At 49.8% G+C, this 26,941-nt stretch carries 21 protein-coding genes; 2 read left to right on the plus strand and 19 right to left on the minus strand.

All coding sequences use genetic code 11. The features are described 5' to 3' along the window. Nucleotides 1-579 (minus strand): peptidoglycan-binding domain-containing protein (locus tag ACFYU8_RS07640; protein WP_391365577.1); only part of this gene is annotated, 579 nt, incomplete at its 3' end. Nucleotides 580-769: 190 nt separating this feature from the next. On the opposite strand from ACFYU8_RS07640, the gene ACFYU8_RS07645 reads away from it, so the two are divergent. Continuing rightward, nucleotides 770-1,087 carry an ArsR/SmtB family transcription factor gene (locus ACFYU8_RS07645; RefSeq protein ID WP_390294321.1) on the plus strand — a complete coding sequence of 106 codons (318 nt, stop codon included), beginning with the start codon at nt 770-772 and terminating at the stop codon, nt 1,085-1,087. Between the two features lie 99 nt (nt 1,088-1,186). Further along, nucleotides 1,187-2,284, plus strand: coding sequence for a saccharopine dehydrogenase (locus tag ACFYU8_RS07650; protein WP_390294319.1), 1,098 nt, complete (start codon nt 1,187-1,189; stop codon nt 2,282-2,284). Nucleotides 2,285-2,316: 32 nt separating this feature from the next. Here ACFYU8_RS07650 and pyrE read toward each other — a convergent pair whose 3' ends face one another. The 18 genes from pyrE to ACFYU8_RS07740 form a co-directional block, all read right to left on the minus strand. Next, nucleotides 2,317-2,955, minus strand: coding sequence for an orotate phosphoribosyltransferase (gene pyrE, locus ACFYU8_RS07655; protein ID WP_390294317.1), 639 nt, complete (start codon nt 2,953-2,955; stop codon nt 2,317-2,319). Nucleotides 2,956-2,982: 27 nt separating this feature from the next. Next, a complete protein-coding gene (pyrF, locus tag ACFYU8_RS07660; RefSeq protein ID WP_390294315.1) occupies nt 2,983-3,720 on the minus strand; it encodes an orotidine-5'-phosphate decarboxylase in 738 nt (245 codons plus the stop codon). Between the two features lie 32 nt (nt 3,721-3,752). Continuing rightward, nucleotides 3,753-6,965 carry a carbamoyl-phosphate synthase large subunit gene (carB, locus tag ACFYU8_RS07665; protein WP_390294313.1) on the minus strand — a complete coding sequence of 1,071 codons (3,213 nt, stop codon included), beginning with the start codon at nt 6,963-6,965 and terminating at the stop codon, nt 3,753-3,755. Further along, nucleotides 6,949-8,046, minus strand: a complete 1,098-nt coding sequence (locus ACFYU8_RS07670; RefSeq protein ID WP_390294311.1) for a carbamoyl phosphate synthase small subunit — start codon at nt 8,044-8,046, stop codon at nt 6,949-6,951. Before ACFYU8_RS07670 ends, carB begins: the two co-directional genes overlap by 17 nt. A 55-nt stretch (nt 8,047-8,101) precedes the next feature. Further along, nucleotides 8,102-9,382, minus strand: coding sequence for a dihydroorotase (locus tag ACFYU8_RS07675; protein WP_390294309.1), 1,281 nt, complete (start codon nt 9,380-9,382; stop codon nt 8,102-8,104). Next, nucleotides 9,349-10,290 carry an aspartate carbamoyltransferase catalytic subunit gene (locus ACFYU8_RS07680; RefSeq protein WP_390297184.1) on the minus strand — a complete coding sequence of 314 codons (942 nt, stop codon included), beginning with the start codon at nt 10,288-10,290 and terminating at the stop codon, nt 9,349-9,351. The genes ACFYU8_RS07675 and ACFYU8_RS07680 overlap by 34 nt, the downstream gene beginning before the upstream one ends. Nucleotides 10,291-10,466: 176 nt before the next feature. Beyond that, the gene (locus ACFYU8_RS07685; protein WP_390294307.1) at nt 10,467-11,816 is read right to left on the minus strand and encodes a solute carrier family 23 protein; all 1,350 of its coding nucleotides are present in this window, start codon (nt 11,814-11,816) and stop codon (nt 10,467-10,469) included. 146 nt (nt 11,817-11,962) lie between these two features. Beyond that, nucleotides 11,963-12,502: a bifunctional pyr operon transcriptional regulator/uracil phosphoribosyltransferase PyrR gene (pyrR, locus tag ACFYU8_RS07690; protein ID WP_390294305.1), complete on the minus strand. Its 540-nt coding sequence runs from the start codon at nt 12,500-12,502 to the stop codon at nt 11,963-11,965. Between the two features lie 223 nt (nt 12,503-12,725). Continuing rightward, nucleotides 12,726-14,087, minus strand: coding sequence for a TolB family protein (locus tag ACFYU8_RS07695; RefSeq protein WP_390294303.1), 1,362 nt, complete (start codon nt 14,085-14,087; stop codon nt 12,726-12,728). 101 nt (nt 14,088-14,188) lie between these two features. Next, nucleotides 14,189-14,590: a VOC family protein gene (locus tag ACFYU8_RS07700; protein ID WP_390294301.1), complete on the minus strand. Its 402-nt coding sequence runs from the start codon at nt 14,588-14,590 to the stop codon at nt 14,189-14,191. 19 nt (nt 14,591-14,609) lie between these two features. Then, nucleotides 14,610-15,539, minus strand: a complete 930-nt coding sequence (locus ACFYU8_RS07705; RefSeq protein WP_390294299.1) for an RluA family pseudouridine synthase — start codon at nt 15,537-15,539, stop codon at nt 14,610-14,612. Between the two features lie 45 nt (nt 15,540-15,584). Continuing rightward, entirely contained in the window at nt 15,585-16,034 is a 450-nt protein-coding gene (gene lspA / locus ACFYU8_RS07710; RefSeq protein ID WP_390294297.1) for a signal peptidase II, read from the minus strand. Between the two features lie 77 nt (nt 16,035-16,111). Continuing rightward, a complete protein-coding gene (locus ACFYU8_RS07715) occupies nt 16,112-16,753 on the minus strand; it encodes a serine/threonine protein kinase (protein WP_390294295.1) in 642 nt (213 codons plus the stop codon). 853 nt (nt 16,754-17,606) lie between these two features. Next, complete coding sequence (locus ACFYU8_RS07720; RefSeq protein WP_390294293.1) at nt 17,607-19,031, minus strand: phosphoglucomutase/phosphomannomutase family protein; 1,425 nt, start codon at nt 19,029-19,031, stop codon at nt 17,607-17,609. Nucleotides 19,032-19,050: 19 nt separating this feature from the next. After that, nucleotides 19,051-21,012 carry a glycoside hydrolase family 15 protein gene (locus ACFYU8_RS07725; protein ID WP_390294291.1) on the minus strand — a complete coding sequence of 654 codons (1,962 nt, stop codon included), beginning with the start codon at nt 21,010-21,012 and terminating at the stop codon, nt 19,051-19,053. 18 nt (nt 21,013-21,030) lie between these two features. After that, nucleotides 21,031-23,436, minus strand: a complete 2,406-nt coding sequence (locus ACFYU8_RS07730; RefSeq protein WP_390294289.1) for a sugar phosphate nucleotidyltransferase — start codon at nt 23,434-23,436, stop codon at nt 21,031-21,033. A 30-nt stretch (nt 23,437-23,466) separates the two neighbouring features. Beyond that, the gene (locus tag ACFYU8_RS07735; RefSeq protein ID WP_390294287.1) at nt 23,467-26,304 is read right to left on the minus strand and encodes a 1,4-alpha-glucan branching protein domain-containing protein; all 2,838 of its coding nucleotides are present in this window, start codon (nt 26,302-26,304) and stop codon (nt 23,467-23,469) included. Between the two features lie 10 nt (nt 26,305-26,314). Continuing rightward, nucleotides 26,315-26,935, minus strand: coding sequence for a DUF4912 domain-containing protein (locus ACFYU8_RS07740; RefSeq protein ID WP_390294285.1), 621 nt, complete (start codon nt 26,933-26,935; stop codon nt 26,315-26,317). Between the last annotated feature and the right edge of the window lie 6 nt (nt 26,936-26,941).

Raw genomic sequence — 26,941 nt, forward strand, 5'->3', positions numbered from 1 at the left:
GCCTGCTCCGCCGCCCATACCTCCGCCTTGGCCTGCTCTGCCGCCCATGCCTCCGCCTTGACCTGCTCCGCCGCCCATACCTCCGCCTTGGCCTGCTCCGCCACCGATGCCTTTACCACCACCTTGGCCTGCTCCGCCACCGATGCCTTTACCACCACCTTGGCCTGCTCCGCCACCGATGCCTTTACCGCCACCATGACCCGCTCCGCCTCCGTGACCTTTGCCGCCTCCGTGGCCGCGTTTGCCAGTTTTGATATTATCATAGGAATAAACAATGCTTTGGAACGTACGATTATCCACATTTCCTGTAACCGGCAATCCATGTTTTTTCTGATAATGTTTCACACCGCGTACGGTTACATCATCGTAGTATCCATTGATTTGGCCCGAGTAACTACCTAATGATTTCAACATCCCCTGAATCACATAAATATCTGGCCCATGAGCACCTTTACCCACTGCCAGTCCCGTATGAGGAAGAGAAAACATAAGGGTAACAGATAATAAAGCTGCACCGATGATTTTCTTTACCTTCCCTGTTTTCATAAGAGAGCCCAGGCTCCCGATTCCTATTATCATGCACAAGCACCCACCTTTACTTTTTTGGTAACCCCCCTTACTATTCCCTACTTTTCTTTCCTATTGCATCTGACCAATCTCTCTTCCTCTTATTTTTTTGCTGATATATCAACGTTTTTATGACTTGCAAAAATAAGGAAGAACACATATACTTTGGTTTAAATGATTAAGTTTATTAACGGAGTGTGCAATGACGAATCCAACTTGCAATGAAAAAGCGATTCAAATATTTATGGAGCTAAGTCCATACTTCCAAGGCTTGGGTGATCCGATTCGGCAGCAAATCGTAGCACTTCTCATCGACAAGGAAAGTATGAACGTAACCCAAATCGCCGAGCATATTCCCATGTCTAGACCTACAGTGTCTCATCACCTGAAAATATTAAAGCAAGCCGGCCTAGTAAACGTTCAAAAGAAAGGAACGGAAATGTTTTATCGGCTTGAAATTACAGAGGCGATCAGACTTTTTAAGCAATTGGTGACTTTCGTCGAAGAAGAATGCAGCTGATTTCAAATCGCTGCGAAAAGGGACAGTATGTCCCTGTTTTTTCACACTTATTCGTTAATGAACTTAAACAAATAAACATTTAATCAGAGGAGTATTTTCATGAATCTCACTAAAGCTTTAGTTGTTGGAGGCTACGGAACGGTTGGGAGCCAAATCGCCAAGATTCTGCACGATCACCACCCTACTCTCGAATTATTGCTGGGAGGAAGGTCTGCGGGAAAGCCTTTGCCTTTTGCGTCCACTAGGCTAAAGCCCTTCCTCCTAGACGTCTCCAAATCCGATCCTCTCGCCCATGCACCAGATGATTTGAACTTGATTATTAGTGTAGTAAATGATCCTGATGACACTCTGCTTCTTGCTGCGGTTCGCCGACAGATCCCTTTCATTGACGTCACGCGTTGGACAGAACGATTTACACGATCGATCGAACGCTTGAAGAATGAGAACATTGGCTCTCCAGTTATTCTAGCCTCAGGATGGATGGGTGGAACTGTAGCGCTTCTCGCAAGCATACATGCAGCTTCCCTACAAGATGTTCAAATTCATATGCACGCCCTTTATTCACTTCAAGACAAAGCGGGTCCAGATTCCACCGACTATATGGATCGCATGACGATTCCGTTTTCTGTCACCACACCCACTGGCGTAAAACAAGTCACACCCTTGTCAGATCCGGTACCCGTCACTTTTCCGAACGGATATCATACGAAATGCTATCGACTTGACACACCGGATCACACGACGCTCGTAAAAGCCCCAAACGTAACAACCGCTGATTTTCGCATCGCCTTCGACAATAAACTATCTACTTTGGCACTCGTTTCATTGGTAAAAAGTCGGATATGGAACCTGCTTAGCAAAAGCACACGTCAAAAAATACTGTACAATCCAGGCACAGGATCTCCTCACCATGTTGTCATCCAAATAAATGGGCGCAATCAGCATGGCATGAACGTAAAACGTCAAGTCGAGATCACTGATCCGAAAGGGCAGACTCACCTGACTGCGATGGGGGCTGCCATTTTTGCACAACAAATCATTCGGCAAAACGAACGCTCAGCTGTTACGTCTGGAATTCTTTTTCCAGAGGATTTGGGCCATTTCGAAATGAGTGCCGACGATATACTCCAGTTCTATCGATCCGTAGGGGTCCAGATTGTCATCCACGACGAAACAAAAAAGAGTAGGACGGTTTGATCGCCGCCCTACTCTCCATCATGTATCACTCATTATTCAAAAAAAGTACGCGGGGACTTCCGCCATTCGCCCAATACTTTTTCCTGTTCGCTTGTAATAACCCCTTGCTCTGATGCAACTTCCAAAAGTGCTGTGTAATTCGATATGGTGGAGCAAGGAATGCCTGCCTCCTCAAACAGGGCTTGGGCATCCGGGAATTGGTAGCTGAAAATGGCTACGACCCCCAGTACCTCTCCACCCTCAGCCTGCACAGCTTGCGCTGCTTTCAAGGAGCTGCCTCCTGTGGAAATCAGGTCTTCAATCACGACGACCTTTTGACCAGCCGCCAATGCGCCTTCAATCTGATTTTGGCGACCATGGCCTTTTGCCTTGTCCCGTACATAAATCATGGGTAGATCAAGCAGCTCTGCTACCCATGCAGCATGTGGAATACCAGCAGTCGCCGTTCCAGCCACGACTTGCGCATCTGGGTACTGCTCTTTGATCAAATCGGCAAATGCTTCCGCAATGGCGCGGCGCACATGCGGATAGGACATCGTGATCCGGTTGTCGCAATAAATTGGGGATTTGATCCCGGACGTCCATGTAAAGGGTTGCTCTGGTCGCAGATGGACTGCTCCGATTTCGAGAAGGTTCGCTGCAATATGTTTAGCGGTTGTCATTGTCGTCATTTCTCTTATTCCCTCCAGCTGGCTACTTTACGAACGATCTTTTTCCACTGCGGTGACGATACTTTGCCAAACACCTACCGGATCTTTTGCACCCGTAATCGCGCGTCCGATCACGAGGTAATCACTGCCCAAACGGAATGCCTGTTCTGGCGTAGTGATACGCGTTTGATCGCCTTGATCCGCTCCCAGTGGACGAATTCCTGGCGTTACTGTGACAAATGCATCTCCAGCAGCTTTTTTGATCATCGGTACCTCTAGCGGAGATGCAACTACCCCATCCAAACCAGCTTGCTTGGTCATCAGCGCATAGTGCACGACGACATCTTCTACCGCACCTGGAATCGCCAATTCTTGATTCATCGTTTGCAAACCAGTAGATGTCAGCATCGTCACACCAATCAGGAGGGGACGAGCAGCACCTGCCGCTGTCCCTTGCTCCAAGCCTTCTCTCGCTGCCGCCATCATGGCTACGCCGCCAGCCGCATGGACGTTTACCATGTCTGCTCCGAGACGTGCCAGGCTTTTCATCGCGCCTTTGGCTGTATTGGGTATATCGTGAACCTTCAAGTCTAGAAACACCTTGAGTCCTTTTTCCTTCAAGAAGGAAACGATTGCTGGTCCTTCTGCGTATGCAAGCTCCATCCCCACTTTTACATAGCGGATATGCCCTTGCAGGGGCTCGATGCACTTCTTGACTTCATCCAGTGTGGAAAAGTCGAGCGCAACAATCATGCGTTCGCGTATATCGGTCAATTGATGTTGCACACTGCTCTCCCCCTTTTCTTTGCTCCGGTCACTTATACGGTAATTGCCACTTTTGCACCAGCACGCTGGGCTGGCATTGCTTCTGTGGAGAATGTGATCGTCTCGAGTACGTGTAGGAGAGCGGAAGCTGTATCCAGTGAAGTCAAGCATACTGCTCCGTTTTCTACTGCTTCCCGACGGATGCGGAAGCCGTCACGTTGTGGCGTTTTGCCTTTTGTCAGTGTATTGAGTACGATGTTCGCTTCGCCTGTATGGATGACATCCAACAGGTTTGGCGTGCCTTCGGACAGTTTGCTTACGCGAGTCACTTGCAGTCCCGCTTGCTCCAAATAGTCTGCTGTACCTGCGGTCGCCATCAGCTTGAAGCCGAGGTGGCGGAAGCGTTTCACGATGTCTAGCGCTTCTTCCTTGTCTTTATCAGCAACAGTCACGAGCAAGGTGCCTTGTGTCGGGATATTCATGCCCGCTGCGACCAAACCCTTGTACAATGCTTTTGCCAATGTGCTCTCGCGTCCCATGACTTCTCCGGTCGATTTCATTTCAGGGCCGAGTGTAATATCGACGCGGCGCAGTTTTGCGAAGGAGAAGACTGGTACTTTGACAGAAACCATCGACTCCTCTGGATGGTAGCCCGGTGTAAAGCCTTGTTCGATAATCGAGTGACCAAGGATCGCTTTCGTTGCGATGTTCGCCATCGGAATCCCCGTTACTTTGGAGAGGAACGGCACCGTACGGGACGAACGCGGATTCACCTCGATCACGTATGGGCGGTCTTTATAGATGACGAACTGGATGTTGAGCAGGCCTTTGATTTGCAGCGCACGCGCCAGCTTCGTCGTCATGTCGATCAGCTCATCCTTGATCGCTTGAGACAAGGATTGCGGTGGATATACGGCGATGGAGTCACCGGAGTGCACTCCCGCGCGTTCGATATGCTCCATGATGCCTGGGATCAGGACGTTTTCGCCGTCGCAGATCGCATCGACTTCCGCTTCTACCCCGACCATGTAACGGTCTACCAGGACAGGGTGATCAGGATTTACTTTCACCGCTTTTTCCATGTACTCCAACAGTTCGGACTCGTTGTAGACGATTTCCATCGCACGTCCGCCAAGTACGTAAGATGGGCGAACCAGGACAGGGAAGCTAAGACCTTCTGCTGCCACAACTGCCTGCTCGACAGAAGTTACTGTTTTGCCTGGTGGTTGAGCGATGTCCAGCTCGCGCAACAGCGCTTCGAACTTCTCGCGGTTTTCCGCTGCATCGATGTTTTCCAAGCTCGTACCCAAGATTTTGATTCCGCGTGCAGTCAACTTGTCAGCCAGGTTGATCGCGGTTTGACCACCGAATTGTACGATGACACCTTCTGGTTTTTCCACATCGAGAATGTTCATGACGTCCTCGATGTACAGTGGCTCGAAGTACAGGCGATCAGAAGTGTTGAAGTCTGTTGAAACGGTCTCCGGGTTGTTGTTGATAATGACAGCCTCATAACCCGCTTCTCTCAGTGCCCATACAGCGTGGACAGTTGCATAGTCAAACTCGATTCCTTGGCCGATGCGGATCGGTCCGGAGCCCAATACGACCACGCGCTTCTTGCCAGTCTCGATGCGCTCGTCTTCCACTTCATACGCGGAGTAGTAGTACGGTGTTTGCGCTTCGAATTCTGCCGCGCAAGTATCTACCATTTTATATACAGGTACAAAGCCTTTTTCTTTGCGCATTGCGTGTACCGCTTCTTCTGTCTCACCGCACAGCTCTGCAATTTTGCGGTCCGTGAAGCCCATGCGTTTTGCCTCGTACAGCTTTTCGCTCGTCAAGCCTTTTGCCAGTTCAGCTTCAAAGACAATCATTTTATGGAACTTGTGCAGGAAGAACAGATCGATCTTGGTCAGGCTGTGCAGTTCTTCGATCGTCCAGCCACGGCGCAGTGCTTCTGCCAGGAGGAAAAGGCGTTCGTCATCGGCGTGCACCAGTCGAGCTTTCAAGTCTTGCTCGCTGATTTCTCCTGCTCCTTTGATCTCGATGTGATAGCTACCGATTTCCAAGGAACGGATGGCTTTCATGATCGATTCTTCAAAAGTACGTCCGATCGCCATGACTTCACCCGTCGCTTTCATTTGCGTACCGAGCTTGCGGTTGGCGGATTGGAACTTGTCGAACGGCCAGCGTGGAATTTTGCTGACGATGTAGTCCAGTGTTGGCTCGAAGCATGCGTACGTTTGGCCTGTCACCGGGTTTTTCAGTTCATCCAACGTGTATCCGATTGCGATTTTGGCTGCCATCTTTGCGATTGGGTAGCCAGTTGCCTTGGAAGCCAGTGCAGAAGAGCGGCTCACACGCGGGTTTACTTCGATCACGTAGTACTGGAAGCTGTGTGGATCGAGTGCGTATTGTACGTTGCAACCACCCTCAATACCAAGCGCTCGGATGATGTTCAGTGCAGATGTACGCAACATTTGATATTCGCGGTCAGCCAGAGTTTGGCTAGGTGCGACTACGATGGAGTCACCTGTATGCACGCCGACTGGGTCGATGTTTTCCATGTTGCAGACTACGATGCAGTTGTCGTTGGCATCGCGCATCACTTCGTACTCGATTTCTTTCATACCGGCAATGCTTTTCTCGATCAAGCATTGCGTGATTGGGGAGTATTTCAATCCGCTTGCGACGATCTCGCGGAGGGTTTCTTCATCTTCACAAATTCCGCCGCCTGTACCACCTAAGGTGTACGCAGGACGAACGATGATTGGATAACCGATTTCGTTTGCAAAATCGACAGCTTCTTCTACCGTGCTCACGATGACTGATTCAGGTACAGGCTCGCCCAGTTCATTCATAAGTGAGCGGAACAGGTCGCGGTCTTCTGCTTGCTTGATCGATTCCAACTTGGTTCCGAGCAGTTTCACATTTTCTTGCTCGAGAACTCCTGCTTCTGAGAGGGCAACAGCCATGTTCAAGCCTGTTTGACCTCCAAGCGTAGGTAGAAGTCCATCCGGCTTCTCTTGACGAATGACTCGCGCTACGAATTCAAGTGTGATTGGCTCGATATATACTTTGTCAGCCATGTTCGTATCGGTCATGATGGTCGCCGGGTTGGAGTTGATCAGAACTACCTCCATACCCTCTTCTTTTAACGCTTCGCATGCTTGCGTGCCTGCATAGTCAAATTCAGCAGCCTGCCCGATGACGATTGGTCCAGAGCCGATTACGAGGATTTTTTTCAGATTATCTTGTTTTGGCATGAGTTTTTTCCTCCTTAGCGGTTTCCATCATCGCAAGAAACTGGTCGAACAGGTAGCCGGAATCATACGGCCCTGGAGCTGCTTCTGGATGGTACTGTACTGAGAATGCATTCTTCGCTGCATGACGTACGCCTTCGATCGTGCCATCATTGAGTGCGATATGTGTAACTTCCAGTTCCGTGCCTGCCAGCGAGTCTTCTTTGACTGCATAGCTGTGGTTCTGGGATGTGATATATGTGCGTCCGGTTGGTAGCTCTTTTACCGGATGGTTGCCGCCACGGTGTCCGAATTTCATTTTCGTCGTGTCAGCGCCAGATGCCAGTGCGAACAGCTGGTGACCGAGGCAAATTCCGAACAGAGGATATTCACCCAAGATTTCGCGAATCATCTCTGCGGCTTGCGGTACGTCTTTCGGGTCCCCAGGGCCATTGGACAAGAGTATCCCGTCCGGCTGAATGCGGCGGATTTCTTCTGCTGTCACATTGTAAGGCACGACCACTACGTCGCAGTTGCGCTTTGTCAGCTCGCGCAAAATCCCGTGCTTGGCTCCGAAGTCTACCAGCACTACCCGATGACCTGTACCTGGGCAGCTGAAGACGCTTTTCGTAGAAACGCGCGATACTTGGTCTGTCATCAATGTCGTGCCGTTTAAGGACGCAACCAATTCAGCCAACGGGGCTTCACTGGTCGTAATCATCCCCTTCATCGTGCCGTGGTAACGAATTTTTCTCGTCAGCATCCGGGTGTCGATTCCGGCAATGCCCGGGATGTCATAGGTTTTCAACAGTTCATCGAGTGTGTTCGTATTGCGCCAGTTGCTCGGTGCCTCACAATGCTCGCGAACAACGAAGCCGTGAATGTATGGACGAACAGCTTCAAAGTCGTCTCGATTGATCCCGTAATTTCCGATCAGCGGGTATGTCATGGTGACGATCTGTCCGCAGTAGGATGGGTCGGACAAAACCTCCTGATAGCCAGTCAGCCCTGTATTGAAAACTACTTCCCCGTAAGACTCCTTTGTCGCTCCAAATGCCGTCCCGATAAATTCCGTTCCGTCTTCCAAGATCAATCTTGCACGCATTTATGCTCCTCCTCCATTGTCGTGTAAAAACTTGTGTCTTGTCTGTAAGTCGTTTTTACACGTTTTGATATACGATCTTGCCATCTACCAGCGTCAGGGTCGGCCAGCCTTTGCATACCCACCCAGCAAATGGTGTGTTGATTCCCTTACTTGCGAATGTGCTTGGGTCAATTGTTTTTTCCGTTTCCAGATCAATCACAGTCAGGTCTGCTGGTGCGCCTACTTCCAGACGCCCGTATGGCAGTTTGAATGCTTCTGCTGGCTTCACAGTCAACAGCTCAACCAGCTTCTTCAGGGTCAGCTCTCCGTTTTGCACGAGATTTGTGTACAGGAGCGGGAATGCTGTTTCCAGTCCGACAATTCCGAACGGTGCACGGTTAATCCCGTTTGCCTTTTCCTCTTGGGTGTGTGGTGCATGGTCTGTGGCGATCATATCAATGGTGCCATCTTTCAATCCCGCAATCAGTGCAGCGCGATCTTCACGAGAGCGCAGCGGCGGATTCATTTTCCAATTCGTATCCAGATTGTCCGGGATATCCTCGTCACACAGCAAGAGGTGATGCGGACTGACTTCACACGTTACATTTACGCCAGCGCGTTTCCCGTCGCGTACTAGTCTCACAGATTCTTTCGCGCTGATGTGGCATACGTGGTAGTGCACACCTGTCTGTTCTGCCAGCAAAATATCGCGGCCAACGTGGATGGATTCTGACTCAGAAGGTATTCCAGCGAGTCCATGTCGAGCTGCTACCACCCCGTCATGCAAAGCTGCTCCCGGGATCAACAGGTCTTCGTCCTCGCAGTGAGCGACGATGGAGATACCGAGCTCTGCTGCTTTTTGCATAGCCTTTTTCATCATCGCTGTTGATTGCACACCCACACCGTCATCTGTCAGCGCGAAGATCCCTGCTTCTTTTAACCCAGCGAAATCTGTCAGCTCTTTTCCCAATTGGCGAACGGTAATCGCACCATACGGGATTACGCGCGCCATACCTGCCTCGCTCGCTTTGTCCAAAATGTAGGTCACTGTCTCGACACTGTCGATGGACGGTCGTGTGTTCGGCATGCATGCTACTGTTGTAAATCCGCCTTGCACGGCTGCTTTTGCCCCTGTTTCGATCGTTTCTTTATGTTCAAAGCCTGGCTCACGCAGATGTACGTGGGCATCGATGAGACCCGCGCTAATCATGCCGCCGTGGCAATCGACCCATTCATGCCCCTCACGATCGAGCGTTTCCCCCATCGCTGTGATTCTTCCCTTTTCCACCAATATTTCCATCGGGGTGAGTTCCCCCGCCTGATTTAGTACGTTGCCGTTGCCAAGGATGATTCCCATGTCATTTCGCTCCCTTTCAAAAGAGTTTCTAGAACTGCCATTCTTGCTGCGACTCCGTTGGTCACTTGGGTTTGAATCAAGGACGTTTCGCATTCTACCAAATCGGTATGGATCTCAACCCCGCGATTGACGGGTGCCGGATGCATGATGACTGCGCCGGACTTCATCATTTTGGCTCTTTCCAGCGTGAGCCCGTGTGCCTTGTGGTACTCTTCCTTCGATAGATAGAGGGAGTCTGCATGGCGCTCTAGCTGAACGCGCAGCATCATAACCACATCTGCGGTTTGAACCGCTTCTTCCATTTCCACGATTTTGACACCTTGCGGGATTGGCGCTGGCATCATCGTAGGAGGCCCTGCAAGCAGCAGATTCACACCCAGCTTCGGAAGCGCATGGAGGTGAGAACCAAGCACGCGGCTGTGGCGCAGGTCTCCAATGATCGCTACCGTCAGACCAGAGAGCTTGCCAAACTGCCTTTTCATCGTCAGCAGATCAAGCAGGCATTGGGTCGGATGCTCATTGGTTCCATCTCCCGCATTGATCAGTTTCAGGTCGACACTTTCTGCCAGCTCTTGTAGCAGGCCTTCTTTCTTGGTGCGGATAACGGCTGCTTCCACACCCATTGCTTCCAAGGTACGGATCGTATCATAGACTGTCTCGCCTTTTACCGTAGAGGAGGTTTCCGGAATGAAGTTCAATACATGTGCGCCCAGTCGCTTTTGTGCTACTTCAAAAGAAAAGCGGGTTCTGGTGCTGGCCTCGAAGAACAGATTCGCGACAAACCGTCCTCGCAGGATATCCGCTTGCTCAGTAGGTCTGGCAGCCCAATACTCTGCTCGCTCGAGGAGCTGGATGATCTGTTCTTTCGATAAGTCTTTGAGGCCAATCAGGTGCGCTACATTTTTCATCATGAATCCCTCCGCTTCATTTTGGTCAAAAGAAAAAGCTTCTTGGCATCGCTTTGCATCTGGAGGCAAGCGAGACAAGAAGCTGGTTGAGTGCCTTTTTGGGCAGCCAAAACAGCGTTCTTTGCCTTGCCAGCCTCTCTGGACTGGATTTAAAGGATCGGGAACGTTTAGGCTATTTATTTTTGTTCTTCACGGTGCGCTTCTCCCATCGCGGACTCTTTACCTGGAAGGATCAGGTGCAGAATGATTCCTAGGAAGGTAGAGAGTGCGATATTATCGATGGTCAGATCGTTCAGGAATGCGATATCTGTACCTGCAAAACTGATTTTGTATCCGCCGATTCCCGTGACGAGGATGACCGCTGCGAGAATCATGTTGCGCTTGTCTGCAAAATTTACTTTGTGCTCGACGTACATCCGCAAGCCTTGTGCAGCGATGATACCGAACAAGATGATGGAGACACCGCCCAGTACCGGCGTTGGGATCGTCATTAAGAAGGCACTGATCTTACCTGCGAAGGCGAACATAATCGCGAGCACAGCAGCCAAACCGATGACGACGCGGCTGTATACCTTAGTAATCGCAAGGACTCCGATGTTCTCACCGTACGTCGTTGCTGGTGGACCGCCCATAATCGCAGCGAGTGACGTTGCAATCCCGTCCCCAAGTAAACTTCTGTGCAATCCCGGGTCTTTCATCAAATCACGATCCATGACCTTGCTCGTTACCAGCAAGTGACCGAGATGCTCCGCCAGTGTGACAAAAGCGACTGGTGCGATAACTAGGGCAGCGAGCCAAGCACTTGGATTCGCCATTGCACTCGTCACTTCTGCAAATTTGAAGTGAGAGGTAAACATTTCACTGAATCCAACAACCCATGGTGCATCTTTCACTGTTTGAAAATGAATCAGATCAGGGTGACGCAGCAGTGTGTATACATAACCTGAAACCATTCCGATCAAGATTGGGATAAGACCAAGGAAACCGCGTAGCATGACTGCTGCAAGCACGGTTATGACCACCGTAACGAGCGAGATTTCAATTGAAGTCAGTGACATTTGCGATTGGCCGTCTACGGTGACTTTCGTTGCCATGTCTACTGCTACGCCAGCCAGGCTCAGACCGATCACAACGATGACGGATGCGATGACGACTGGTGGCAGTACCCGATCAAGCCATTTGACTCCTGCTTTCTTCACGATTCCGGCGACGATGATGTACACAATCCCGGAGAGGAAGCAGCCTAAGAGCGCCGTCCCTACGCCATGCGATTGACTCACGACGATAATCGGACCGATGAAGGCGAAGGAAGAACCGAGATAGTTCGGAAGCTTTCCTTTGGTGATCCACAGGAACAGAAGTGTCCCGATCCCGCTCGCCAAGAGGGCCGTTGCTACGTCCAGACCTGTCAAGATCGGTACGAGTACAGTCGAGCCGAACATGGCAAACAAGTGTTGAATACTAAGTGGCAGCAATCGCGAAATATGTGGTGTTTCGTCTACATCGATGTAATTTTTTTGGCTCATGCCTGTATGCCCCCTGTTTTATCTTTGTTTCAAACAAAAAACCTCTTTGTGCGGACACAAAGAGGCTAGCTTCGCCATGCTCATGGGAAGTATCTTGCCTCTTGCCGACCTCACGGGATCGTTTTTAAAGAGGAGGTATTTTATTTTTACAGTAGCTGTCGGATGGACACAATGTCCATAACGTCCACTTCTGCCAATTGTACATCGACAATTTCCGTTCGAGCAGTTGGGAGGTTTTTTCCGACGAAATCAGGGCGGATGGGCAGCTCGCGATGACCGCGATCAACCAGGACAGCCAGTTGAATCATCCGTGGGCGCCCGTTATCAACAAGTGCATCCAAAGCAGCACGTACGGTGCGTCCGGTATAGAGAACATCGTCCACCAGAATCACAGTCTTGCCTGTGATTTGATCCGGGAGCTTGGAGCCTTGCAAAATGGCATCTTCAGACTTGTGCTGCAGATCGTCACGATAAAACGTAATGTCCAGCTCACCGACTGGCACTTTCACATTTTCAATCATTTCGATTCTTTCCACGAGACGTTGCGCGAGGTAGATCCCTCTGGTCTTAATGCCCACGATAATGAGATCCTCGACGCCTTTGTTTCGCTCGATAATTTCATGTGCGATTCGAGTGAGCGCGCGGCGGATCGCCGCTTCATCCATAATAACGCTTTTGTTGATCATCTCAATATCCCCCTTCTTGACGGGAACAGTGGACCTTACGAAAAAAGGCTCCTTGTCAGGAGACAAGAAGCCCTCGGACAAACTGACCGGACTGTAAGAGTCCCGCCTGCTTGTCATTCCGTGCCCTTGCCAGCCTCACTGGACTGGATTTAAAGGTTCCATTCGTCATGTAGAATTATGTCACGATTCTGGACGGGTGTCAATGCAGCCCGGAAAAGTCTAACTATTCCCAATAGACGCTGACCCATGGTGGCAAGTAGTTTGCATAATAACCAATGTCCCCTGTAATGTTTTTGATCAGCTCGATTTGTTTGTCCGCATCCTCGCCTATTCCTTGGATAAACAGGGAGCCATGCTCCGCTCGATCCAACCGCAAGAAAAGAAGCTGTTTCCCATCTGGAGATGGCGCAGGATAGTAATCCGCTGTATTCGCATCCCCTTTTGTCACCTGCTGCTCAGCTCCATCTGCGGATCGCCGCCAGATACCTTGTTCCGGTACCATGACCTTCTTTGGGTCGTACGAATACTGTGTAGCCAAGCCCCTAGTGAAAAGTAGCGTGTACGGAGCTTTTGGAATCCATACCGGATAAGTATCTACCACGATTGGACCAGGGCTGACTGTTTTGATCTTTCCTGCTCGATCCGCCAGCTTCAACTGCTTGTTAGTCGTGGCGATCCGGTCAGTGCCATCGATAAAAGCGAGCTGTTCGCTATTTGGTGTCCAGGTAAGCCAATCAGGATACGCCAAACCTGTACCGAGCTCTATTGGCTTTTTGCTAGGCTGTGTCAAATCAAACCATTGAATAGGTACGCCATCAGCAGACAAGGAGCCGGAGTTATACCTGACGAAGTAGGCGACAAACTTACCATCCGGGGATACTTTTAAGCCTGTCGCTGCCCATGGGTAGATTCCTTCCTCTACTTTTGGCGGTTCTGCAATTGGGTAGGCAGCCAGCGGTTTGCCTACAAGTGTGCGCAAGGCCAGCGTCATCGGCTTATTTTTTTCGGCGGGTAGCGAGACAAGCATGTTTTCTCCATCCGGCATCCAAGCAAAATCTGCGTAATCAGCCTTCGTTGTACTTTGCAAGGCTAATTCGCCACTGTCCTGGACGTCTTTTACAATCAGCAATGGTCTCGGCTCTTCATTGCTGCCGATATTCACGGTGTACGCTAGCTTGTTCGCTTTCGGGGACCATTTTGGCTTTTCAAAAACCGCTCGCTCGTCCACCTGCACAGCTTTGCTTCCATCTGCTCTAACGATCCACACGTAGCCCGGTGTCGAGTAATTGTCATTGCCTTTGTATTTCACGAACAGCAGCCACTTGCCATCCGGCGACCAGCCCACAATCTCTGCATAGCCGTCCTTTGTGATTTGCTTTATCTTTCCCGTTGCATCCCGTCCATCTACCAAAAACAAATGCTGGTTGCTCGTAAAAGCAATTTTCGCTGGAACGCTTATTTCCTTGTTCACACGCTCTGGACCTAGGCTTTGGGCTGCCACCTTTGCTTCACCGTTTGCTGTGACAAGTACAACCACAAGGACAAAAAGGCTGATCAGCATCCCCCATTTTCCGTTCACAGGCATTCACTCCTTACACTCTCTATTGAATGATGCAAAAAAAACGCCAGAAGAAAGTAATAAGCTCTCTACTAGCGTTTTCCAATCCAACTACCATTATGTAAGTGTCACATGAAGACTGGCTGCAACAACAAAAAACGATTGCCATACAGATCCTCGAAAACAACCTCAATCCCATACATCACGTCGTTTGGTTCACTCACAAACTTCACACCACGTTGACGCAGTGTTTCGTATGTGGACCAAAAATCATCCGTCTCCCATACCCACATGGGATTTTTGCCCACCTGACGAAGCATTTCCTGCGCAACCTCTTCCTGATGCCAATGGGTAGGGTCATGCAAGACGATCTCTATCTCCTGCCCAGGAAGACCGACGGTGAGCCAACGAGAACCATCATCCATGCGAGAATCCATGCGTTTTTCGAAACCGAGTTTTTCTGTGTAAAACCGCAATGCATCTTCGCAATCGTGAACGTACAGTGTCACATGCGCTAATCTTTTTAGCACGGTTGTTCCTCCTGTTCTCTTACGCTTGTCTGAGAACTTCTATGACGTCGAGTAATTCCTTCGGCATTGGCGCTTCGAATTCGAGCTGCTCTCCTGTACGGGGATGGATGAAGCCCAGTGTTGTCGCATGCAGTGCTTGTCCATCGAGCTCCAATGTATTTTTCGGACCGTATTTCGGATCTCCAGCCAGTGGATAGTCAATGTACTTCATGTGTACGCGAATTTGATGGGTCCGTCCTGTTTCGAGCTTCAGTTCCACCAACGTGTACTCCTTGAAACGCTCCAGCACGATAAAATGCGTGACAGCAGGCTTGCTGTTCTCAAAAACGACCGCCATTTGCTGGCGATTTTTCGGATCGCGCCCAATTGGTGCGTCAATCGTTCCCATTTCATGCGGGATGACTCCATGAACAATCGCGACATACTTTCGATCGACCGTATGTGCTTTCAATTGTTCAGCCAAACCCATATGTGCCTTGTCGTTTTTGGCTACCATCAACAGACCGGATGTATCCTTGTCAATGCGGTGGACAATTCCGGGACGCAATACGCCATTGATTCCCGACAAATCCATGCAATGTGCCAAAAGTCCATTGACGAGTGTCCCACTGTAATGACCAGGAGCAGGATGCACGACGAGGCCACGTGGTTTATTCACGACAACGACATCGCTGTCCTCGTAAATGATCTCGAGTGACATCTCCTCTGCCTGAATCGCCATTTCCTTTGGTGGTGGAACACGCAGGGTCACTTCGTCCTCTACTTGCAGCTTGTAGTTGTTTTTACTCGGTTCACCATTTACAGTGACACGGCCTTCTTTCACCCAAGCCTGCACCTGTGAACGGGACCAATCTTCATTTTGCAGCGTGATAAACTTATCGATGCGCTCGTTCGCATCCGCTGGCTCTACCGTCCAATCGTAACGTTCAAACAATTGCGTGTCATTCATGTATGTTCTCCACCTATCCGAGCTTTTTCATTATTATTCTCATGACTATCTGTTTTTCTTCCCATCCAGAAAAACATCCAGAAGCAAAATCCCCACGCCAATCGTGATCGCCATATCAGCCACGTTAAAGATCGGGAAGTTAATCAACGTAAAATCGAGAAAATCGACGACTTGACCAGTCATCGCACGATCAATGAAATTCCCGATGGCTCCACCTAAGACCAAAGACAGCGCCAGCGATGCACGAGGTTGGTTTTTCCCTAAGCGAATCAATGAAATGACAATCCCAATCACAACGGCAATGGTAATGACAACAAAAAACCAACGTCGATTTTGCAAGATGCCAAATGCCGCTCCCATGTTTCGATGGGAAGTTAGATGAAATACGTCCGCGATCAAAGGAATAGATTGCCCCAGTTCCATATACTTCACGACTAAATACTTTGTAAACTGATCAAGCGCAATAATTACTGCCGCAATGAGATAATACCACAATGGAATGTCCTCCTTATTCTGCTTCGACCAGCAACTGTACAAACACAATGTCAAATGATCATTTTACCAGAGACAGTCTACGTGAACAAGCGCTTTCCTTTTTTGTACAGTCGATAGCCTTTTCGCACGACTTCCAGCATCCACAATGGAATTTTCCATCCACGATCTTTGATAAATGGCAGATACACCTTGTAATACGCCTTGCGTAAATCACGCCATTTCGTGTCTGTATCATTGACATAGTAATCTGATACGTCAATCAAATAACCGCGTCCCTGATCCATTAAAACGTTTTTCCCATGGACATCATGCGGAAACAATCCCTTCCTGCGTGCCTCTTCTAGCGCTTCCTCCACGTCTTCAATCACTTGCAGAGGAATCGGGATACCGAAGCGAACACAGTCAAACAGGGGTATGCCGTTCATCCGCGTAATGACCAAGTATCCCTCCCCATAATCATAACAGACGGGGAAGGAACGAGTCTCCCCAAGCTTGCGATAGACTTCGATTTCCTGTTCGGCTCCTGGTCTTCCAGGTGCGTACAGCTTGATCACTACCTTCGGATAGTCCGGGTGGGCAAATACGGCAGCATAATTGCCGGTACCGACCAACTCCCACGGGTACGGTGTGTGGTGTACCACGACTGGATCATCCGGCGACAGACTCTCCACTTGAACTTCCTGTAAAAAAGCTTGCAATATATGCTGATCGATCCGCATCGTTTCTCATCATCTCTCATCAGTACCGACTTCGAACTACGTTAAAACAAAATTAATGAAGATTGCTCTACTACGATCATTCAGACAATTCCTCTAGGGGGCAAAAAATCCTTTGCACTGGTGAGGTCAGGAAATCCTGTCCGATTCCAATGAAAGGATTGCATATGGACAAGAATACCTCATTTTTTTCATTTGGTAAATGGGTTGAATGTCCACCAATAGCACCTGTTTTATGTAGTGTATAACGATTGATTCTATCTGATTCATGGAGAATAGAAGACTCTTTTATGGTGCTGTTGTGGTGGGGAGGAAACAGGAGAAAACGCTCAGATTCTAGGGCCACCCCCTGGGGGATTGACTGCACGACTCCATGCAAAAAGCGAAACCGCGTCCAAAGTAGTCCTTTCAGGATGTGTTTTCAGAGGTGGACGCTTAAGAGCATGTTTCGCTTTTTGCATTGCGTCTCGGTCGGTGTCCCTAAGATCTTCGCTTTTTTCTCCTGTTTCCTCTACAAGCTTTCAGTGTGATCCGATATTTAAATGCCCTAAAAGATTGAAGAATGTGATCAGTTACGCTATAGAAGAATATTTCCAGACGTAGCGACTTGTGGAGTCCTTACCGAGCGGAGAAGGGATTGGCGGGCAACAGAAACGCAACGTGCCCATACGTCGAAGCGGCTACCACTTTTGCGTTTCCCCGCTAATCCCTTCGGAGCGGGCAGTCCAGGCTTCCCTGTGGGACGGAGCCTGGAGCCTAGACTGGAAATATTCTTCTCTTCCCCGCAGCCACATAACAGAAACCTACACAAAAAAGAAGAACCTCGCACATCCATGCAGGCTCTCCTCTCATCCTTTTACACATTAATCTCCAAAAACCATTCGCGAATAGCATCTTGTAGCTTCTGCAAGGCAGTCGCATTTGTTGCTTCACAATAGATGCGTACCAGCGGTTCTGTGCCAGAAGGACGAATCAAGACCCAATGTCCTTCCTCGAGCAACAGCTTGACCCCATCCACTCGTTGAATCTCCAAAACCTGATAAGGACCAATGAGTGCAGGTGGCTTGGCGATCATTTGCTGTATCCATTGATCTTTTTCTGGCAGTTTCATGTCAAGCCGCGTATGGAATAGCTCGCCAAACTGCTCGTATACGTCTCGCAATATTTGATCGATCCCTTTGTTTTCATACGCGCACATCTCGGCGAGCAACAAATTGATGAGGACGCCGTCCTTCTCTGGGATGTGACCAAGAATACTGGCCCCACCACTTTCCTCTCCGCCAATGAGCACATCGCCTTTGCGCATTTCTTCACCGACGTACTTGAAGCCAACGGGCGTCTCCACCAGCTCAAGACCATAATGCTTTGCCATCCGATCCAGTAGATGTGTGGTCGCTACTGTCCTGACAATCCGTCCGGTCAAGCCTCGATTTTTTCGCAAATGATAGGTCAGGAGAACGAGTGCTTCGTTTGGCGTGATGTACTGCCCGAAGCGGTCGACGACTCCGAAGCGATCCGCATCGCCGTCATTGGCAAGACCAAGAGATGCTTGGCGTTCTACCACTTCTTTTTTTAGCAAATGCAAATGCTTATCGTTTGGCTCAGGCAAATCCCCTCCAAAAGCCGCGTCCGGGACTTCTCTGATTCCGACGTTTTTCACCCCAGCCTCTGACAAAAAACCGCTCACGTAGCCCATGCCGGCACCATGCATGGCATCGACAACAACAGATAAGGAAGACTTTTGCAAAACGTCCATGTTGATCATCCGTCTAAGATGCGCCTCGTAATGAGGACGCAGCACAATGATTTGCAGTAACTTGCGGGTCTTTGCTTCCGCGAGTGAAATCGTCCGCACCGATTTCACCTGGCAGGTTTCGGTGATCCACTCTTCCAATCTTTGCGTGATCGCGGGCGTTGCAGGTCCGGCATAGTCCGGAATGTATTTGATGCCGTTATATTCGGGCGGATTGTGACTTGCCGTGATCATGATTGCGCCACTCGCCGCAAAATGCTTCACGCCAAAGGCTACGGCAGGCGTTGGCGCTGCTTCGTTCACCAAATAGGTTCGAATGTCATTGGCGGTCAGGACAGCAGCAACCTCTTCCGCAAAGCGTCTCCCCAAAAAACGCGTGTCGTGCCCGACCAAAATAGGCTGCTCCTGTTGCCCGATTTCCTTGGTATAGCTGGCGATGGCTTGTGCGACAATGCGGACATTCTCGACAGTAAAGCCATCTGCGATTATGTCACGCCAACCGTCCGTACCGAACCGGATCGTTGTCATCTCCTCATCTCTCCCCTCGTTACCGCAACTCATTCATCTTCTCCAAATAACGCAAAACAGTGGCAACATAAGTAGCATGCGACCACGTCAGCGGTGCAACTGATACCGGAGCACCTGTATACGGATCGAGCTGTTCGGATAGCACGCCGCTTTGTAGGGCATGACGTACGACCCAGGCCAATCTGTTCTTTGGCACTTGGAGTTCTTCGAGCGATTTCGCCTTGGCAATTTCCCAATCAGCCACCCATAAGGTGCAAATGATCCACGGATTGCCCGGTACTTTCGCCGTGTCATGCGATTTTTTGAAATAGTAATCCCCTTGGTAGCGAGCTATTCCACCGATCGCAGTGTCTACCCGCAAACTCTTTTTGACAGCTTCCATCGTCCTCTCAACTCTTGGATCGTCTACGGAAAACACATCAAGCGCAAATAAGGCGAACAAGCTGCTCTCCACCGTGAAATCTTTTTCGACACTCCCATCTGCTCTTACATAAATCCCACGCAGAAAACGCCCGATTTCAGGGTCGTACAGATGCGTTTCCATTGCCCCACGAATGCGCTCTGCCCCTTCCGCGTAGCGTTTGTAGCGTCGATCATCCCCAAACAGTTGGGCGAAACGAGCTGCTGCCATCAAGCCTGCGAAAACCGTAGCGCTAGTAAACGTAAAAATTCCCCTTCGCTCTTCCCATAAGTCGTAGCTTGGCTTAGGGAGTTGCAGCTCAGAATGGACATACTCCAGCAAAAAGCGAGCCGCTGGACGAACCAACGTGGGATAGAGCGCCTGGCAGTCTTCAATTTGTTTGCCGCTCTTGTATTGCTCCCAGAGCGCGTACAGCACTAGCGCCGTCTCATCCTCCTGAATCGGCAGCTGAATTTCTCCGTCAACGATATATGGATGCCAGCTGGAGCCGACAGACCCATCCGGATTGTACTTGTGCAGTAAATACCCGTCCTTGTTCAATGCGTCGGCGCAAAATCGAAAAAATGGTGCGACCACTCCCGTATAGCCCGCTTTCGCCATCGCACTCGCAATCAACGCCCCGTCTCTAGGCCACATGTAGCTGTAATGGTCGCGATTGAATTGGAGAATATCCGAATCATTCGCAGCGAGAATAGCCCCGTTCTGATCGATTTGCGTGCGCACGAGAAGCAAGCTGGTCTTGTACAGATTGACAACCTCTGCCGGAAGATCAGCAAAGTCCCGCTCCTCCTTGTTAACCCAACGCTGCCAATAGACCGCTACCCGACTGAGCAAACGTTCCGGATCACTTTCGATTACATACTGGTTCAATGCTTTGACATCCTCATACGATTCACCAATGCACATCCAGTAAAAGAGCGCCTTCTCTTCTTGCGGTTGCAGTATGAGGGAAAAGGAGATCGTACTATCTACGGAGCCTTGTGCAATCGGATTGCCAGACAAAAGACCATCCTCCGCATCCCTCCAGGTCCCCTCTGCATAGTTGAACCGTTTGATTCCCACGCTATATTGATTAATCCCACCCGTATCCGTTTTTCCATTCGCCATGATGTACACATTGCGCTTGTAATGATAAATGGTGCGCAAGATGGGATCAAAAACACCTGTATCCCCTACCTCCGTCTCATTCAAGCTGAAGTCGTGATTAAAAAATAGCCTGACCTCCCGCACCTCGCTCGTAAGATTTCGAACGCACACCTTTTTCAAATAAATCGGGTCACGCTGATGTACCCCATCCGCGATTTGCAGGGAAATGCCCAGATGTTCATGATGCGCATGAACATCCGTCACCAAAGATTCCTGTCCGTATCCGAGCTTCCGCGTCCAGCCGTCTTCATCCAGCCAGGAAAAACGACCTTGCACCCAAATCCCCAGCTTGCTAAAGTGTCCCCCGACATGATTCAGCTGACCGACATACGGAAAGTAGAGATCTCGCATGTGCAGCTTGTCATCAAAATTAATCAGCAGCTTTCCGTTCCCGACGACGAGCGGTCTCGGCATGCCTTCACGTCCTTTTCGTTATAGGCTGTCGATCTCTCTCTTTTCGTGAAACTGATATTCGGCAATTCGCCTCGCATAGGAAGAAGCAAGCGTAGCTGCTGTCTCTGCCGTCGCCCCTTGCGAAATCACTTTTACGTGCGAATCCTCTGAATCGGGTAAAATCAACACCCAGCCGTTCGAATCGTATACCTTGATTCCATCGACGAGCTCCAGCAGCTTACCTTTGTTTTCTTCCATCACTCTGCGCATGACCTTCCCTTTTGCTGCCCATGGGCAAAAGACAGTCTTTTTCTCCATATGGCACGCGGGCAACAGCTCCAGCAGAACGCTAAGCGGTTTTTCCTCCGAAGCGAGATACGAAAGAATGGTCATGAGGCTGTATACCGCATCAAACATCGGATGAAAGCGCTGTTCGCTAGATACCTCCATCATGGAGCGTGGAGAGACCTTGGTGCGCACAACCTCCATTTGCAACAGCTGGGCCATATGCTCCAATTCAATCGGTGCACTTACAGGAAGGCCGATGCGTCGGTGTTGACCACTGCAAGCCAGCAGTTGCAGAGCCGTGATCTGCTCGTTCGAGAGCTTTTCTCCATGCTCGGTAAACAAGGCAAATTGCTCGCCATTTTTATCGAGACGAACCCCTATATCCGCGCCCTTATTACGAATACCGTCTTGGATGGAGCAGTAATGTGCAGTGACTCCCAGTGTATGCAAAAGTGGCGCAAGAAAGGTCGGGAAAAAACGCTGTTCACTATCGATCAGCAGGTGGAAGCGTTGGCGCTGGATGGACGAGACATTCAACTGCTGGACCAAAGCGTGAAGATAAGCTTCTTGTACTTGATGCTCGACTTGCAGTGCTCCCAACCGATGCAGGTTGCGAACATAAGTCTCTTGCCAGTAAGCATTCTCAATTTTGCGCTCCATATCACGGGAAATCGGCAGGCCCGCATGATCGATGAATTGGATGACAATCTCCTTATCATCCACTGGCTCTGCCATATATATATGAATGCCGCCTTTGCAAGCCAGAGAGCGTACACCGTATCGAATCAAGGGTGAATTGCCAATCCCGAGATCGACCGTATCAATTCCGGAAGAGCACAAACTCGTCATGATGCTATGCTTCAATAGTTGAGCAAATGGGTGTGAGCATGCCGAGAGCGCGATTTTATTCCCCGCTTGGAGTAAGTACGCATAGGCAGCAGCGAGTCTCGTGACGAATTCGGGCGTGATGTCGACGTTGCCAATGCCCTTGATTCCATGCGTCCCAAACAAATTTTTGGTTTGCTTGGCACCGTAGATGAGCGAAGTGGTGACAGTCGCGTTTTCCCCAATTTCCTTATCCGGCCAAATTTTGACCCCTGCCTTTACCACCGACTTCGCCCCAATGTGGCACTGGTCTCCGATGACCGCCCCTTCCCCGAGTTGTACACAATCTTCAATTCGGGTGTTACGGCAGAGGGTCGTTCCTGTGATCTCTGCTTTTTTCCCAATGACACTATTTTCCCAAATAATCCCCCTGGACAGCTTCGTACCGGAAGAAATCACCGTATTTTTTCCCAGAATGGAATAAGCACCAACGGCGACTCCAGCCTGTAAGTGTACATTTTCACCAATATAGACAGGGCCCTCCAAACGGACCGATGAATCGATGCGAACATCATTTTCCAAGAAAATGCGTGGCGCGATTTCCTGTGCTTTTATTTCGAGACCAACGCGTCCGTCCAGCAAGTCAAACTGGGCTTGCTGGTAAACCTCCAAAGAGCCAATATCAGACCAATAACCGCTTGCCTCATAGCCGTATAAAGGCTTTGCAGCTTGTAAAAAGGCCGGGAAAACTTCCTTGCTGAAATCCACTTCCCGCTCTTCTTCTATATAAGACAAGACCTCAGGCTCGCAGACGTACATCCCGGTATTCACCGTATCGCTGAAAACCTCCGCCCAGCTCGGCTTTTCTAAAAAGCGGGTAATGCGTCCGCTCTCATCTGTCATGACAACTCCGAATTCCAGAGGTGTCTCTACGCGTGTCAAAATCAACGTAGCCAGTGCCTGATTTTGCTCATGAAAGCATATGGCTGCCGACAAATCGATGTCTGTCAACGTATCTCCACTGATCACAACAAAGCGCTCATCGAGAAAATCCGCGCAGTTTTTCACGCTGCCTGCCGTGCCTAATGGAATTGTTTCTTCAAAATAGACGATTGAAACACCGTAGCGAGATCCATCACCAAACGTATCGCGGATGACATCAGGAAGATACTGGAGTGTCACTGCTATCTCTGTAATCCCATGCTTTTTCAATAGATCAATCGTGTACTCCATGCAAGGCCGGTTTAAGAGTGGCACCATTGGTTTTGGCGTGTGGCATGTTAACGGACGTAGTCGTGTACCTTTTCCCCCAGCCATGATTACTGCCTTCATCTTCTGTCCTTCCTCCTTCATCGTTGCAATCTATGTTGTCATGCCAACTTCCGCGGGTACGCCAAGTGAACGGTATATATCGATGGTTTGACTAGCCAGAATGGTCCAGTTATAAACCTGTTTGACGTCTTGCTTTGCCGCCTGGGCCAATCGATGCCGCTGATCAGGGTCGCGTAGTAGCCAGCGGAGTTGATTCGTCAGCGATTCGGGGTCGCCTGTGTACATCATGGCGCCGTTTTCTCCATGGCGAACGATCTCTCGCAGCCCTCCCGTATCCGCAACCAGAACAGGCGTACCCAGAGCCATAGCTTCCAACGCAACAATTCCAAAAGGCTCATACAAGCTCGGGAATACCGCCACATCAGCCAAGGCGAACAACTCATTTCGCCTTCCATCGTCTACGAAGCCCAAGAAGCGGACTTGCTCAGAAAGCCCCATCTGATGGACCAACTGCTTCCACTCGTCTTGCATCGGTCCTTTTCCGGCTACCAGCAACTTCGCATGCGGAAACTCATCGCGCAGCCTTGCCATGGCTTCTATCAAAAGATGAACACCTTTTTCCTGGACCAAGCGCCCTACAAAAAAGAGAACAGGACCATCACCTATCGCCAATTCCTGCCGAAGCTGCTCACGATTATCATCCGGTAGAGGAATGAGATCGACACCATTGTGAATGACACGCAATTGGGATAGTGGTGTTCCGAACAGGCGCATGACTTCCGACTCCATATACTTGCTGCAAACGATAATCGAGTCAGAGAGTTGTGTTAGCGTACGTTCACACTCATGAATCCTTCCTTGCAACGGTGTATGAATGCCTTGGTGTCGCCCATGTTCCAAAGCATGAATCGTGCTGACAAGCGGAAGAGAGTACCTCTGTTTCAGTTCGATTGCTGCCCAACTCACTAGCCAATCATGAGCGTGGATGACATCTGGCCACACCCCTAGTGACCAGAGCCGGGAGGTAGCATCGACCATCGCCAAATTCAGCTGAAACACCCATGAAAGAAAGTCAGCTTGTTCTTGGGGGATGTACGTAGGTAAGCGATGTACGTGAATCCCTTCCATCGTCTCATCTATGGAACATGAATCTGACGCACGTGTCAGCACATGCACCGCTATTCCTTGCTGGACAAGATGCCTGGCGAGATCGTAGGCAGCCCGACCAAGCCCCCCTACCACATGAGGGGGAAATTCCCATGCAAGCATCAAAACTGTTTTTGCAAAAGACTGATCTTGTGCAGCCGCTACCAATTGACGCGATACGTTCACTCTATGCGTTTGTTTAGGCAAATAGTACGTGATATCTAAGTGAGGAAAAATCGGATAGTCAGCTTCTGCTTGCGCAATAGCCTCTTCATCCAGTTGCTGTTCTCGATACATCGTCAAAAGAGACTGTAAACGAACCAAATGGTCATGAATACGTCGCACCGCATACTCTACGACGGTTTGACCGTCTAAAATAAATGCCCAATCACTGCTTTGGGCCAGCATCAATTCGCGGGCGGCCTGCTTGAGGCACCGCAAGGCAAGCTGATCTCCTTTCTTTTCATAAAAGGTGGTAATCGCTCCGATCAGTTCCCGCTCCGCTTGATGCAAATGCCTGTATATCCAGCCGTTGTTTTCGTTGAGCCAAACTTCTCCGTAGCCATTTCTTCCCCACGTAGACATAGGCAAGTGACCGCGATCCTGCTCTGGATACTCATCCAAATATTCAGACGGTGTGATTAATTTCACTTCTTTTGAATCACAAACCGTTTTTCGCATGAGATCATCCAAAAACTGCGGACCTTCGAACCACCAATGCCCAAACAGCTCCGCATCATAAGTGGCGACGACCAACGGCTTGCGATCCATCCAGTGACTGGCTTCCTCCACTTGGCGCTCCCGGTGATACAGGAAGTGTCCCGCATGTGACGATGCTTTTTCGCGCGCCCAGCTTGGCTCATACCAGTCTTTATCCCCTTCTTTTCCGGTGATGCGATAGTATTTCAAGCCGGTATGCACGCGAATGCCGTCAGGATGGATGTACGGCTCGATGTAGCTGATCTCCCTGTCAAATCCGATATCCCGGTAGTATTCACGGTAGTCATAGTCCCCTGGATAACCATCAATCGAGCTCCATACTTGGCGGGAAGCCACCTCATCTCGGGCAAAAGCAGCTACATCATGCGTTGTGAACAAAGGAGCCAACGCCCCTCTGCGCGGTACAGGCGTCGCATGCTCTATCGTGTGACTGTCTACAAAGAAGTAACGTAGCCCTGCCTCTTTCAGCAAACGATCCAGTCCAGGTGTATACCCGCACTCTGGAAGCCAAATTCCTTTCGGACGCCTTCCGAGAATCCGCTCATATGTATCGATCCCCACCTGAAGCTGAGCTCGAATCGCCTCTTCTGTTTCCACATAGGGCAAAAAGGAGTGCGTTGCTGCACAAGTGATAAGTTCGAGGCATCCACTGTCCGCAATATGCCTAAAGGCCTTGATCAGTTGAAAATCCCACTTGCGGCAATAGGCAATGATGGTTCGGAAACGCTCCACGTACATTTTGGCGATACGGTGTTCCTGGGGTTGATCTGCGGTTCGTTTGACTTCCTTCCCAGCCAATTCAACGGTCTTCGTTAGATGTGTACGAAAGCGTGCCACGATCAACTCATCGTCCAGCATGGAAAGCAATGTCGGGGAAATAGCAAGGGTCATGCGAAAAGCGATGCCGTCTGAGAGAAGCTTGTCAAAAACCATGAGCAAAGGAAGATAGCATTCCAGCATGGCTTCATACACCCAGCGCTCTTCCAGGCGATCGTCCCGATCCCCGTGTCGGACATATGGCAGATGGGCATGCAACACGAGGGAGAGATATCCTTTATGCACAAATGACACCTCACTTATTTGATGTTTTGGCATACAACGAGTAGGAGGAAAAATTCTCAAACCAGGAAGGGGTAGCTGGATCATGGACGGGCTCAACTAACGGTTCCCCCCAGTCAGCTTTTGAATTGCGCGGGGTAACTACCGCTTCCGAGCGCAATATCGGACAAAACCGATTCTGTTCATATAAACCAAAATCAACGATGTATGTACGTCCTGGTTCTAGATCTTTCACGTACCAGGAGTGAGCTTCTTCATGTACGAGCACATCTCGAACGGAATGCGCATTTTTCCCATCAAAGAAGCGTTCCGTTACATCATACAGACGCAAGCGCTTTTGAATGTGACGATAATCGGCTTGCAGGTACGATGCGATCATTCTCATGCGCGGCCAAGTGATTTCCCAATAGACAAATAACATAGTCGGACTTTGTACCATGACTTTGACAATGTCTCTGCCGTAAAACACAGGCAATTGCCAGTCCAGTTCCGTTCTAGCGGAAGGTGGTGTCACTGGTTTCGCACGGTCTTTCTGTAGGCGATACTTCACTTGACCGATCGTCAAACCGCACTCTTTGGCAATTTGTGCAATGGACATGGATTGTGAACGCAGTTCGAGAATTTTTTCCAGCATATTCCA

This window comes from Brevibacillus sp. NPDC003359 (assembly GCF_042878995.1).
Lineage (GTDB): Bacteria > Bacillota > Bacilli > Brevibacillales > Brevibacillaceae > Brevibacillus.

Coding starts and splice junctions, on each gene's coding strand:
- ACFYU8_RS07645 (WP_390294321.1), top strand. CDS start 770: ATGACGAATCCAACTTGCAATGAAAAAGCGATTCAAATATTTATGGAG.
- ACFYU8_RS07650 (WP_390294319.1), top strand. CDS start 1,187: ATGAATCTCACTAAAGCTTTAGTTGTTGGAGGCTACGGAACGGTTGGG.
- pyrE (WP_390294317.1), bottom strand. CDS start 2,955: ATGACGACAATGACAACCGCTAAACATATTGCAGCGAACCTTCTCGAA.
- carB (WP_390294313.1), bottom strand. CDS start 6,965: ATGCCAAAACAAGATAATCTGAAAAAAATCCTCGTAATCGGCTCTGGA.
- ACFYU8_RS07670 (WP_390294311.1), bottom strand. CDS start 8,046: ATGCGTGCAAGATTGATCTTGGAAGACGGAACGGAATTTATCGGGACG.
- ACFYU8_RS07675 (WP_390294309.1), bottom strand. CDS start 9,382: ATGGGAATCATCCTTGGCAACGGCAACGTACTAAATCAGGCGGGGGAA.
- ACFYU8_RS07680 (WP_390297184.1), bottom strand. CDS start 10,290: ATGAAAAATGTAGCGCACCTGATTGGCCTCAAAGACTTATCGAAAGAA.
- ACFYU8_RS07685 (WP_390294307.1), bottom strand. CDS start 11,816: ATGAGCCAAAAAAATTACATCGATGTAGACGAAACACCACATATTTCG.
- pyrR (WP_390294305.1), bottom strand. CDS start 12,502: ATGATCAACAAAAGCGTTATTATGGATGAAGCGGCGATCCGCCGCGCG.
- ACFYU8_RS07695 (WP_390294303.1), bottom strand. CDS start 14,087: ATGCCTGTGAACGGAAAATGGGGGATGCTGATCAGCCTTTTTGTCCTT.
- ACFYU8_RS07705 (WP_390294299.1), bottom strand. CDS start 15,539: ATGAATGACACGCAATTGTTTGAACGTTACGATTGGACGGTAGAGCCA.
- ACFYU8_RS07715 (WP_390294295.1), bottom strand. CDS start 16,753: ATGCGGATCGATCAGCATATATTGCAAGCTTTTTTACAGGAAGTTCAA.
- ACFYU8_RS07720 (WP_390294293.1), bottom strand. CDS start 19,031: ATGACAACGATCCGGTTCGGTACGGACGGTTGGCGTGACATAATCGCA.
- ACFYU8_RS07725 (WP_390294291.1), bottom strand. CDS start 21,012: ATGCCGAGACCGCTCGTCGTCGGGAACGGAAAGCTGCTGATTAATTTT.
- ACFYU8_RS07730 (WP_390294289.1), bottom strand. CDS start 23,436: ATGAAGGCAGTAATCATGGCTGGGGGAAAAGGTACACGACTACGTCCG.
- ACFYU8_RS07740 (WP_390294285.1), bottom strand. CDS start 26,935: ATGCTGGAAAAAATTCTCGAACTGCGTTCACAATCCATGTCCATTGCA.